The sequence below is a fragment of the Planococcus sp. ISL-109 genome (assembly GCF_018613655.1).
Taxonomy (GTDB): domain Bacteria; phylum Bacillota; class Bacilli; order Bacillales_A; family Planococcaceae; genus Planococcus.
In genome coordinates this window covers 604,706-617,363 of record NZ_JAGGPW010000004.1, presented here as the reverse complement: position 1 = coordinate 617,363, position 12,658 = coordinate 604,706, and the positions used below count along the sequence as shown (strand labels likewise).

Here is a 12,658-nt window from a genome sequence, read left to right as displayed (position 1 = left end):
TTTCCCCCTCATGTCCCAGTTAAAAAACTAAGGTGACGTTTGTCGCGACCCGCTCTTTGTCGGGTGCCCCGTCATAAACCGTGAATTCTACGTGCTGATTTGGTACGAAGCGGCGAAAACCGGCTTCATTGATGTTAATTGTTTCGAAATAGAACAATTCCCCTGTATCGCCTTCAATATAGCCGAAGCCTTTATCATCATTGAATTCTTTCACTTTTCCTTGCATGAATATATCCCCCTTTTATCAGTCAGTAGCAACCTAATTAAGATATACCCAAATAACAAGTAATAGTAAACAATAGAAGCAAGCACAAAGTTAAATGCTATAGAAAAAAAGAGCTGCCGAGGTCGGCAGCTCTTTGGAGAATTAAAGTTTAGTTACGTTAGTAGCTTGAGGTCCGCGGTTGCCTTCCTCTACTTCAAATTCTACGCGTTGTCCTTCGTCAAGCGTTTTAAAGCCATCGCCTTGGATCGCTGAGAAGTGAACGAACACGTCGTCTCCACCTTCAACTTCGATGAAGCCAAAACCTTTTTCTGAGTTAAACCATTTCACTGTACCTTCTTGCATTTTAAATTACCTCCTGTGGTAAAAAATTTTTTCAATATGCGAATTTCCCGTTAAAAAAATTCACATATTACCAAAAGTACCATCACTTGCTGATCACTTTTGGGAATATGTGAATAGCTGTTGTGGGTGTTCGTATGTTGAATTACCTTTATTATATCAAATTGACTATAAAAGTCAAACAAATCTAAAAACTTTCTGATTTTATTTCAAATTGTGTTTTCTTTGCCTTCTGCAAGTTTCCTTATAAGCATTGTGTCAAATTTTCGGGAATTTGTAAAGTGGTTATGCAGGTTGCTTGAAAGGTTCGCAAGTTTGTATTGGCTAGTGTCTTCACGTAAAATAGAGGCTAGAGATGCGCGTCATGAAACTTTTTGCCGTGCAGTACGTATAGTTTAGTAGCCGTTAAGGAGGTTTACAGCATGAAGCCCATTAAGCCGATCGAAAACTTTATCAAAAGACAATCGGTCAGCCTCCCTCTTATGTCCGTTATGTTTCCGATTTTGTATTTAGGTGCAGAAATCGGATTACTCGCTTCAGGAGCAGTTGCTGCAGGCACTTACTTTGCCAGCAATACATCGATAAAACAATATCAGTTATCGAGCGATTCCAAACAGCTCGGCATGACACGCAGTGAATACCGAAGCATTCGTGTGCAAATTAAGGAAGGCAAAGAAAAAATAAAAACATTGCAAAGCCAATACTATAAAGTACGTTCCATTTCCTCATTCAAGCAATTGATGGATATGGTCAAAGTCGCTAACAAAATACTGCTCATCGTGCAGCAGAATCCGCGGAAATTCTATTTGGCGGAACCATTCTTCTACTCACATCTCGATTCGGCGATTGAACTGACCGAGAAATACAGCTTACTGGTCGGGCAACCGATAAAAGACATGGAAATGCGCATAGCACTTCAAGAAACACGCGACATGCTGCGCTCTTTGCAGCACGTCATGGAAGCAGATTTGAAACGGGTGTTATCGACCGATGTCGAGCAATTGCGGATGGAGCTCGACTATGCGCGGCTTTCGGTCGATCAACATCATGTGCGGACACTTAATCAACAAAAGCAAATCGAATTCAAAGGAGACCTGGACAATGACCAACAATCAGACGAGAAATGAGCTGGATGAACTTCTTGGCACGCCGTTTGGAATGGAGGAAACTTCCAAAGAAACGCAGTTGACGCAACAAGATGGGCGACCGGTAGCATTATTGGATCGCCTGAGCACAGAAGAGCAGAAAAAAGCGCATGAACTGGCAAAGCAGATCCCAACCGGCAACCGTGAAGCAATCCTCACATACGGCGCGAATGCCCAAAATCAATTAAGCCAGTTTTCCCATAAAATGCTCGATCACGTCCAGCAAAAAGATATCGGCCCTGTCGGTGATGTGCTGCATGACCTTATGAAAAAACTGCAGCAATTAAATCCGGAAGAATTGACGCAGAAAAAACAGAACGGACTCCGCAAGATTTTCAGCCGTGCGAAATTCTCGGTGCAGGAAATGATGAGCAAATACCAAAAATTAAGCACACAAGTCGACCGCATCAGCATCCAGCTGGACCATTCAAAACGCGGCTTGCTCGAAGATGTGCAGATGCTTGAACAATTGTATGATCAAAACAAAACCTATTTTCAAGCGTTGAACGTCTATATCGCTGCCGCCGAAATCAAGCGCGACGAAATCATGAACGAAACCATTCCTGCTTTGCGCAAAAAAGCGGAAGCATCCAATGATCAAATGGCCTATCAGGAAGTCAGCGATATGGTCCAGTATGTGGATCGCCTGGAAAAACGGCTTTACGATTTGCAGTTGTCGCGCCAAATCACCATCCAAAGCGCACCGCAAATCCGCATGATCCAACAAACGAATCAAACTTTGGCGGAAAAGATCCAATCTTCCATCATGACGTCCATCCCATTATGGAAAAACCAGATTGCGATCGCCCTAACTTTGAACAAGCAAATGAAAGCCGTAGAAGCACAAAAACAAGTGACGTCTACGACGAACGAGCTGCTTTTGAAGAACTCCGAAATGCTAAAAATGAATTCGATCGAAACCGCACGCGAAAACGAGCGCGGCATCGTCGAGATCGAAACTTTGAAGCAAACGCAGGAAAACCTGCTGGAGACGATCGAAGAAACCTTAAAAATCCAAGCAGAAGGCCGCCGCAGCCGCAAAGCGGCAGAGCTCGAAATCGGCCGTATGGAAGAAGACTTGAAACAGCGATTGCTTGCCATCCATGATGGCCATGAAAATAACTAACGAAAAAAGCCTCCGCATACAGTGCGGAGGCTTTTTTCTGTTGTCGTAAGTTTCCGTGTTTACATTACAGAGCCTGTATGACCAAGTGCAAAGTCCGCTTTAATAAGCGCAATGTCTGGTCGACGAACTGCTCCAACGAATCGGCGCTGACCGACTTGTTGCCGTACAGCATCCGATAAAACGCAGCCTGCTCCTCGCTCGTCGGTTCGCGGCTGAGAAACAGGTGCATCACTTCAATGCCCAACTTCTCGGTTTCCGCAACAGCTTGTGCGGTATCGACCACTCCATTGTCCGCGTAGTTATAAGCGGACGGCTCACCGTCGGAGAACACCAACATAAAGCGGTGCTTCTCTGGACGCAGCTTTACGCGGTCCGCCATCCAGCGAATGGCGAACCCGTCCCGGTTGTCTTCATGAGCATCGAGCGATAAAATCTGCTCTGCATGATCTATTGTCCCGTCGGCGAACTTATGAATCCATTCGAAGTAATTAGGCTGCATAGTGTCTCCAGCCTCGTAGGCATCTTCATAAAACAAGGCAATTTCATGCGGAATGCGCAACGCTCGCAACACATCGTGGAACAACAGAACAGCTTGTTTCGTCTCGTCCAGTTTATCGACCATCGAAGCCGAACCATCGATCAACAAGGTGAATACTGCGTCGAGCTGTTTTGAAGGGGCGGTTTTGCGGTAAAAAGGTTTTGGGCGCTCGTCCGTGACGAGCGGCAATAATTTTTTCGACAAACGGCCAGCATGCAAATTCGTCCGTACGCTTTCTTCCCGCTGCTGCATGCGCTTTTGCATTTCTTTCAACAATGCCCGGACATACGGCGCTTGTTCGCTGCGCCACTTGAGCAATTGCTGGCGATCTTGCGTCACTGGATCGATGCGTGATTCGTAATAAACCACCCCGTCGTTTGCAGAACCGAAACGGCCATAAGCTTTTTTCGGGCGCCGCTCATCCTTACGGCGCTCTTCTGCATCGTTGTCTTCCCGGTGCTCACCCTTCGAGTCGCCGGTACCGGTCTGTTCGACTTCCCCCGAACCTTCCTCTTCACGTCCACCTTCCGCAAGTTTTGAATCTCCTCGCTCGAGTTCATATTCAAGCGCAGCGGCATCATCCAATTGTGTCTCGCGGTGCCATGACTGGAACCACTCTTCGATAGTCTCTATCTCATCTTCCGGTTCCGCCTGATCCGCTTTTATGCCTTCGTGATATCGAGTTGGCGGCGTTTTCTCAGCCGCTTCGCCGAACGTATAATACGTATGCAATGCGTCGGCTTCCAAAAGATACTCCAAACGGGGCAGGAGTTTTGTGACGATACGAGCGGAATCCACCGTCGATTCGGCACTAAATAATTCCGTCCACGTGAAAAACAGCTCGTCCACACCGTCGCTCACCGATACATCTCTTCCCCGCAGCTTCAAGTACGCGGCGTTGATGAACGCATCGGCCCAAAAGGCTTTTTGCCTGTTTTGCTTTAACTGGTCGGCATGGAAACCGCTGACTGTTTGTTCTCTCACTTGAAAAGCTTTTTGAGTTCCTGGGCGTTCTGCAACCACCAGGTCGCTCAAGCGGAATTCCTCCGCCAGCAGCAATAATTGGGCGGCGAGCTCCGGCAATTTTGTACGAGTCATTTGAAAGTCCCGCCACGCCAGCAAATCAAAATGACGCCAAAAACCGGCACTCATCAAATAAATGTCTGAAAGGTAGCCTAGCTGTTCAATCTCTTTGGGCCGGTGGCGCCAAAAAACACTCATCGATATGGCTCCTTCAGACGGACGGAATTCCCACAATTTGCGTGTCGTCAGGCGCAAATACGGCGCGCATGCCAGCGCTCTCGCCAATTTTTCCATACGGCTCAAAAGGCGTGTATCGACCGTTTCGTTATTAAACTGGATAAAGCGATTGATTGAAGTCATCGCGCGTCCCTACTTTCGCCAGGTGTTTGCTAAATCCATCAATAAATTCCGCTCGTTCTCATCGTCGAGCTTTTCAGCAATGGCATAACGGACAGCGCGCAGCGGGTCGATATGGAGCGCTAGTGCTGTGGCATCCAATAAACTGCGGATCGATGCCGCTTCTTCCGACAATAAGCCATTTTCCACTTGCTTCATCAAATCCGCCGCCAAATTCAGCATGAATGCCTTAAGTTTCACATCCGCATGTGGAAACTCCCGGTCCCATAAAGCAGACAGCTGCTCGCCGGACAAATAAGGAATAGGATAGGCAATAAAACGGTTTTTCAGTGCTTCGTTCATCGGTGCGGTGCCGATATAGCCTTCATTGATGGCCGCTACGGCCGAAAAGTCCGGATGTGCCTGAATGACTTCTCCCGTGAACGGGTTGGTCATCATGCGGCGGTGATCGAGCACACTATGGAGAATCGGCAAAGTTTCTGCCTTTGCCATATTAATTTCATCTATATACAAAATATGGCCTTTTTTCATTGCTGTGACGACAGGGCCTTCTACAAATTCGATGGCACTCTGGCCATCGCGCTGCACAAGTGTTTTAAAACCAAGCAGTGCTTCGGCATCCAGGTCGACTGAACAGTTGATGCTTTGGATCGGCTGTTGGAACAGGTCCGAAATGCTTTCGGCGAGTTTGGTTTTCCCTGCACCGGTCGGCCCTTTTAACAGTACTGGTTTTTTCAAGACAACTGCTGTCAAAATATCGGTCCAGAGCGTTTCATCCGGCGCAATATAACCGCCTGTGCCAATGAGCCGCTCGTCTTCCCCATGTGTTCTAGCTGAACGGTTTTTTATTTCTGTGTCAATGATGGTCATATGCATCTCTCCCGTCTCCATAGAAAAAACCGATGAATACCATCGGTTTTAAAAATTTATTCAAAATAAGTTTTGTAATAGCCGCCGACTTTTCCTGTATTGTCTACGACGAAAAGGAATTCCTCGGTTTCGTTTTTCACATCGTATTGCTTTCCGGGCGTCAAAACATTCGATACGAGAAATTTCTCAGCATCGGTATGTTTGCAGACAACGGTGCGGACGGTTTCTTTTTCAAGCCAATTTGTATGTATCATCGATTTCATCCTTTGCTATTTGTTTGTTTTATAGTATCAGTATAAGGAAAATGCCAGGAGAATTCAAACTTGTCCTCCCTTTCCGCCTTTCCTGAAAAAGTTCAGGTAAATCACGAGTGCGATGATTACAGTCGCGGACAACGCAATCAAAAACCATTGCAAGTGACTGAGAATCGCTTCATAGGCATATGGAAAGCTGCGCCCGAGTGTGAAATAAACGAACATCCACACAAAACCGGCGGGCATTGCAAACAACAAATAACGCGGCAGTGGAAACCGGTCTGCTCCAACTACATACGGCATGGCCCAGCGGATTCCCGGCAAAAAGAAACTAAATGAGATGGCCCAATTGCCTTTTTGCGAAAGAAATTCGCGGAAGCGTTTTACTCCGTTTCCAAGAAACGTCGTTTGCAGCCATTCAATCAAGCGGCTGCCGAACATTCGCCCGATACTATAGGCGAACAGATTGCTCGTGATTAGTCCACTGTAAGCGGCTAAAAACGCCGGCACCGGATGAAAATAACTCGTTTCCGTCACTACACCTGAAAAAGCAGCGGCAAACTCATTCGGGATCGGCAAGCCGAACAGCAACAGCCAATTCACCAGAAACATACTTACATACCCGTATTCCTTCACTAATTCCCAAAGCAAATCCAGCGGCATCGGCATCCCTCGTCTCTTTGCAACAGTATGACACAAAAAAAGGCAGCTCCGCAACGGAGCTGCCTTTTCATCCACAGAAGCAATAAACTTCTGCTTTATCTTACGATTCGAGCAACAAGTCTTCTGGGTTTTCGATCAATTCTTTTACTGTTTTCAAAAAGCCGACAGAGTCGCTTCCGTCGATTACGCGGTGATCATAAGAAAGCGCCACATACATCATCGGACGGATTTCGACAGCATCGCCAATAGCGACCGGGCGCTTCTGGATCGTGTGCATGCCGAGGATTCCGACTTGTGTGCCGTTTAAGATCGGCGTAGACAATAATGACCCGAAAACACCACCGTTTGTGATGGTGAACGAACCGCCTGTCATATCGCCGATAGACAATTTCTTGTCGCGCGCTTTCGTCGCCAATTCGCCGATGGACGCTTCGATTTCTGCAAAGTTCTTCTTGTCTGTATCACGGACGATCGGCACAACGAGACCTTCTTCTGTCGATACAGCAATCCCTACATCGTAGAACTGCTTCAAGAGTACATCCGTGCCATCGAGTTCAGCATTGACATATGGATATTTTTTCAATGCAGCAGTAACTGCTTTTGTGAAGAAAGACATAAATCCAAGCTTGACGTCATGGTCTTGCTGGAATTTGTCTTTCTTGCGTTTGCGCAGTTCCATCACATTGGTCATGTCGATTTCATTGAATGTCGTCAGCATAGCAGTCGATTGCTTTACTTCAAGCAAACGCTTCGCGATTGTCTGGCGGCGTCTCGTCATTTTCTCACGGACGACGCGACCGCTTTCTTCGTCTGAAGAAGGCGCAGCTGATGCTGATGCTTTTGGAGCTTCCTGTTTTGCAGCAGGTGCTGCGGCAGGTTTCGAACCATGTGCTTCTACGTCTTGGACGCGCACGCGGCCCATTGGGTCAACCGGCGTAATTGCAGCCAAATCGATGCCTTTTTCGCGAGCTAATTTGCGAGCTGCCGGGCTTGCGATTGTGCGGTCGCCAGTCGCCGTTTCTTCTTCTTGAGTCGGAGCAGCAGCCTGATCGGCAGATGCTTCTTCTTTTGCTGGTGCTTCTTCTTTTGCCGGAGCTTGTTCTTTCGGAGCTGATGCTGCTGTTTCGCCAGAACCTTCGCCGACTGTCGCGATCACTTGGCCGACTTCAACCGTGTCGCCTTCTTCAGCGAGCAGTTCCTGAACAACGCCCGCTTCTTCTGAAATGACTTCGACGTTGACTTTATCTGTTTCCAGTTCAACGATGAATTCACCTTTTTCTACTGTATCGCCCGGCTTTTTGAGCCACTGGGCGATTGTTCCTTCTGTAATCGATTCTGCTAATTCTGGTACTTTGATTTCTGCCACTACTAATTCCTCCTCAAAAATTCATCGTTACGCTTTGGCTAATGCCCCGTCGATGATGCGTGCCTGTTCAACTTTATGTGATTCTCCGTCACCCTCCGCAGGGCTTTGGCGCTTAATTCTGCCGTAATATTTCACTTCTTTGCCATCTGCAAGCTCGCGAAGATACGGATCGGCAAATGACCAGGAGCCCATGTTCTTCGGCTCTTCTTGTACCCATGCCAGTTCTTTAACATTCGGGTAACGGTCGATGATCGCTTTGATTTTCTCTTCCGGGAATGGGTACAATTGCTCAACGCGAACAATGTGCGCCCATTCAAAGCCTTTGCCGTCTTTGACGCGTTCTGCTAAGTCGATCGCCATTTTACCGCTGGCGAATAGAAGGCGTTTTACTTTTTTCGCATCTTGGCCCATGCCCGGCTGCTCAATCACTGTTTTGAATTTGCCTTCAGCCAATTGATCAACTTCAGCGCCGACGAGCGGGTGACGCAGCAAGGATTTCGGCGCTACGATAATCAATGGACGGATTGCTTCTTCTCCGAGCATTTTCGCTTGGCGGCGAAGAATGTGGAAGTAGTTGGCGGCACTTGAAAGGTTCGCGACTGTCCAGTTGTTTTCTCCCGCCATTTGCAGGTAGCGTTCGAGGCGTGCACTGGAGTGCTCCGGCCCTTGTCCTTCATAGCCGTGCGGAAGCAACATGACTAGACCTGATTTTTGGCCCCATTTAGCGCGACCGGACGAAATGAACTGATCGAACATCACTTGCGCCATATTGGCGAAGTCGCCGTATTGCGCTTCCCAAATGACTAGCGCTTTATCGTTTTCAACATTATAGCCATATTCAAAACCAAGAATCGAAGCTTCGCTGAGCGGGCTGTTGTAGACGACGAATGACGCTTTTGAGTCGGAAAGGTGGTGGAGCGGGACGAGCTCATTGCCGTTTTTCTCATCGTGCAAAACGAGATGGCGGTGTGCAAACGTTCCACGCTGTGCATCCTGGCCCGTTAGGCGGATCGGGTTGCCGTCTTGCAAAATAGCACCGAATGCCAATGTTTCAGCATGCGCCCAATCGATTTTGCCTTTCCCTTTGAACGGCTCTTCGCGGCGTTTTAGAATGCGCGCCAATTTGCCGAACGCAGAGAAATCTTCCGGCCATGACAATAGCTCTTCGTTCATCTTATGAAGCGCTTCTGTGCCGACGCCAGTTTCGATTTCTGGGAATCCGTTCAAGACTGCTTCCGGGATTTCCAACTTCGCGTGGTCATCGGATTTGTTTTCTTTTATTTTATCGTATGCTTCCTGCATCACTTTCTGGATATCTGCATCGAGCTTTTTGACATCATCCTCAGAAAGCACGCTTTCAGAAGACAATTGTTTCCCATATAGTTCACGGACCGTATCGTGCTTATGGACTCCGTGATACATCATCGGGTTCGTCACCAAAGGCTCATCCATTTCATTATGGCCGTAGCGGCGGTAGCCGATCAAATCAATCAAAATATCTTTGCCGAACTTTTCGCGGTATTCAAACGCTAAGCGCGCAACCGCTACAACAGCCTCCGGATTGTCTGCATTGACGTGGAATACAGGCACTTCGAAGCCTTTTGCCGGGTCGGAAGAATAATGAGTGGAACGGGAGTCATGTTGTTCAGTCGTAAAGCCGATCAGGTTATTAGCGATGATATGAATGGAACCGCCTGTCTGATAGCCGTTAATACGGCTGAAGTTCAAAGTTTCCGTAACGATTCCTTGTCCCGGGAACGCAGCATCGCCGTGAACAAGAATCGAATAAGCTTTTTTCGGATCATGCAGAGCCAAGCCGCTTTGTGCAGTATTTTCCTGTGCTGCACGCGTTTGGCCGGTGACGATTGGGCTCACTACTTCCAAGTGGGACGGGTTATAGGCAAGCTTGATTTTAGTGCCTGACTTGGAACTGTGCGCTGCACCCATATGGTATTTCACATCGCCGAACCAACCTTTAGTGATTTCTAGTGAGCCATCTTCAGGAAGGAAAGCTTCATCACCGACATGGGCAAATCCAGCAAACATCATTTCGTAAGGCTTATTGAGAACGTGCGTCAGCACATTCAAACGGCCTCGGTGGGCCATCCCGATCATAATGTTTTCCGTGCCTGCCGATTCCGACATACGGACCAATTCATCCATTAAGACGACAAGTGAATCCACGCCTTCGATCGAAAAGCGTTTTTGGCCGACAAATGTCCGGTGAACGAATTTCTCAAAACCTTCCACACGCGTCAACAAATCCAATACTTGCTTTTTCTTGTCAGCATCGAGCTTCGGTTGCATTTCGCCCGCTTCGATTTTAGACTGCAGCCAGCTGCGCTCTTGCGGTTGGATGATGTGTGAGAATTCATAAGCGATTTTATCAGTATAAAGAGATTTCAAGTAATTGATTGCATCGAGTCCGTTCTTCACTTCAGCAGGTGCATTTTCCAACAGGAGAGAAACGGGGACATCTTTCAAATCAGCTTCTGTAAGGCCGTGTTTTGAAATGTCGAGCCTTTCCGTGTCACGCGGTTGGTCTTGCAACGGATAAATATCTGAAGCCAAATGGCCATGCGCGCGAATTGCTTCCGCCAGCTGGATTGCCGACAAAACTTTTTCAAAGCGATTCGGTTCAACTGCAACGCCAGGATCAGCGCTTGTCTGCACATGAACTTCCGCTTTTTCTGATGGTGGTCCGTATTGCTCAAATAGTTCAGCGAATTCAGGGTCGATCAATTCAGGTGATTGTTGGTACAGGTCGTACATTTCCATTACATAGCCCAAGTTGGGGCCGGTGATGGAACTCCAAGGGGATTTTGTGTCTGGTTGATTGGTTGACATTGAATAACCTCCAACTATTTGCCTTATGGCATTCACTTTTATTTATAGGTCTTTCCTATTTTAGCACGCCCGGCGCTTGACTTAAAGCGACAGGGCTGTAGCGGTACAGAACGAATTTCCATATCAATCTTACTACTTCCACTGAAAAAAACAATGCTTTTCATTGAAAAGATTCGGTTAATCCGATTTGAAGCGCTTACATACTTGCTAGGGGACAGAATTTCTTCTTATTAATGGAAGAAACTCATTTTTCCCCGTGAAAACACACTAACCCGACTCCTTTTTTCTTCGCTTCGTATAATGCGTGATCGGCTTTTTTCATCAAATTGTCAAAGTCTACTCCATCATTCGGGTAAAGTGCGCTGCCGATTGAACAAGTAGGAGAAAACTGCTGTCCGTCAATTACCCAGCCCTTTTTCAGCGTTTCTTGAATACGCTGAATGATGCCGGCAATTTGCTTGCGGCTATTGAATGGAGAAATTCCCGGAAGCAGGATTAAAAATTCATCTCCCCCAATGCGTGCCGCAACATCCCGTTTGCGGATGCTGCGTTCAAGCGCACGGGCAAATTGGTGAATAAACTCATCCCCGATTTCATGCCCGTACTGATCGTTGATATGCTTGAATTTGTCGCCATCTATGTATAAAACAGCGACTAGCTCTTTGGTCTTTGAGCTGTCTTTGGCCATGTCCTTGAAATGCTTAACCATCATTCGGCGGTTCGGCAAATTCGTCAGCGGATCATGATATGCCATATGATGCAATTGTTCTTCCATCACTTTTCGGTCCGTTATATCGAACAAGATCGAAAGCACTTGGTAAATCCGCCCTTCAACGTCCAACAGCGGAATAATGGTGGCATCCACCCAGAACGGCTGTCCATTCTTGTTTATGCTGCGGAGTGACCCTCTCCAAATTTGCCCTTTGTTCAAGACCGTCTGGAGATGAGCGAGCTCTTGTTTCGTCAAAATGGCACGGCCGATTGTTTCGATTTTCATTCCGATCAGTTCACTGCTGTCAAAGCCCGTCAACTTTTTGAAATTGTCATTGGCAAACTCAATCATACCGGAGATATCCCAGATGAGCACGAGCGCTGCATAATTCAGTGCATCTTTGTAGCTTTCCAGAATATTCTCTGTCCGTTTCAGCTCATGCTTCAACAGCAGTTCGTTCGTCAGTTCACGAAATACGACGTGGAAAGCCCGGACGATGCCATCTTCTTTGATCAATGAATAGCTGGCTGAAAATCGTGCTTCACGGCCATTGCTTTTGATGCGTTTCAAAAAGATGGAACTTGTCTGGTGGTTATTGCTGCTACTTTCAAGCAATAGTTTGCCGGTTTCAAATAATTTTTGTTTATCCTGCGGAATATTTTCGTAATTGCGCCCGACCCATTCTTGTTTCAAAACGCCAAAGGTCTTCTCATATGCTGGATTCATGTCAAGGATCGTAAAATCCGCTGAAATCATCAGCATCGGATCGACCGAGTTTTGGACAAGCGACTGATAAAACAAATAATCTTCTTCAATCTTCTTTTGCGCGGTGACGTCTCTCGTAACAGCCAGTACGTATTGAGTGCCTTCGTGGACCAATGGCGTTAATTCGGTTTCCATGGCAGTGCCGCGATCAGAAAACAAGCTATAGTCCCGATAAAGATGGCGGCTATTGCGTTTAATTGCAATACGGTATTGTTTATGGATTTCCAGCATCAAGTCTTTCCGCATGGATTGTTCGACAGTTGTTCCCGTCAAATCTACACCAAAGATCTCGTTGCACACTGGGTTAACCCAAGCGTAAACAAAGCCCGTGCCCTGTTGCTTCATAAAATACACTGGGTCGGCCGCTTTTCCGTAGAGCATATCCAATTGTTCGTTAGTAAAAGGTCCGGACATCCCATCCACCGCT

General features: G+C 47.1%; 11 protein-coding genes. 2 read left to right on the top strand and 9 right to left on the bottom strand.

What is annotated here, in order from left to right; all coding sequences use genetic code 11:
- Nucleotides 1-19: 19 nt before the first annotated feature.
- Both J7E21_RS04895 and J7E21_RS04890 read right to left on the bottom strand, forming a co-directional pair.
- Nucleotides 20-226 (bottom strand): cold-shock protein, encoded by a 207-nt coding sequence (locus J7E21_RS04895; protein ID WP_215105291.1) that lies wholly within the window; start codon nt 224-226, stop codon nt 20-22.
- A gap of 141 nt (nt 227-367) precedes the next feature.
- Nucleotides 368-568, bottom strand: coding sequence for a cold-shock protein (locus J7E21_RS04890; protein WP_215105290.1), 201 nt, complete (start codon nt 566-568; stop codon nt 368-370).
- Between the two features lie 419 nt (nt 569-987).
- Between J7E21_RS04890 and J7E21_RS04885 the strand changes: the two genes are divergently transcribed.
- The gene (locus J7E21_RS04885; protein WP_215105289.1) at nt 988-1,692 is read left to right on the top strand and encodes a 5-bromo-4-chloroindolyl phosphate hydrolysis family protein; all 705 of its coding nucleotides are present in this window, start codon (nt 988-990) and stop codon (nt 1,690-1,692) included.
- Nucleotides 1,667-2,836, top strand: coding sequence for a toxic anion resistance protein (locus J7E21_RS04880; RefSeq protein WP_215105287.1), 1,170 nt, complete (start codon nt 1,667-1,669; stop codon nt 2,834-2,836). The genes J7E21_RS04885 and J7E21_RS04880 overlap by 26 nt, the downstream gene beginning before the upstream one ends.
- 64 nt (nt 2,837-2,900) lie before the next feature.
- On the opposite strand, the gene J7E21_RS04875 is transcribed toward J7E21_RS04880, so the two are convergent.
- From J7E21_RS04875 to J7E21_RS04845, 7 genes are all read right to left on the bottom strand, one after another.
- On the bottom strand, nt 2,901-4,757 hold the full coding sequence (locus J7E21_RS04875; protein WP_215105285.1) for a vWA domain-containing protein: 1,857 nt from the start codon (nt 4,755-4,757) through the stop codon (nt 2,901-2,903).
- A 9-nt stretch (nt 4,758-4,766) separates the two neighbouring features.
- Nucleotides 4,767-5,624 (bottom strand): AAA family ATPase, encoded by an 858-nt coding sequence (locus tag J7E21_RS04870; protein WP_215105283.1) that lies wholly within the window; start codon nt 5,622-5,624, stop codon nt 4,767-4,769.
- Between the two features lie 56 nt (nt 5,625-5,680).
- Nucleotides 5,681-5,878, bottom strand: a complete 198-nt coding sequence (locus tag J7E21_RS04865; RefSeq protein ID WP_215105281.1) for a DUF6501 family protein — start codon at nt 5,876-5,878, stop codon at nt 5,681-5,683.
- Between the two features lie 63 nt (nt 5,879-5,941).
- The gene (locus J7E21_RS04860) at nt 5,942-6,541 is read right to left on the bottom strand and encodes a DedA family protein (RefSeq protein WP_215105280.1); all 600 of its coding nucleotides are present in this window, start codon (nt 6,539-6,541) and stop codon (nt 5,942-5,944) included.
- 100 nt (nt 6,542-6,641) lie between these two features.
- On the bottom strand, nt 6,642-7,907 hold the full coding sequence (gene odhB / locus J7E21_RS04855; RefSeq protein WP_215105278.1) for a 2-oxoglutarate dehydrogenase complex dihydrolipoyllysine-residue succinyltransferase: 1,266 nt from the start codon (nt 7,905-7,907) through the stop codon (nt 6,642-6,644).
- A gap of 27 nt (nt 7,908-7,934) precedes the next feature.
- Nucleotides 7,935-10,754 (bottom strand): 2-oxoglutarate dehydrogenase E1 component, encoded by a 2,820-nt coding sequence (locus J7E21_RS04850; RefSeq protein ID WP_215105276.1) that lies wholly within the window; start codon nt 10,752-10,754, stop codon nt 7,935-7,937.
- A gap of 244 nt (nt 10,755-10,998) precedes the next feature.
- Entirely contained in the window at nt 10,999-12,645 is a 1,647-nt protein-coding gene (locus J7E21_RS04845) for a diguanylate cyclase domain-containing protein (protein WP_215105274.1), read from the bottom strand.
- Between the last annotated feature and the right edge of the window lie 13 nt (nt 12,646-12,658).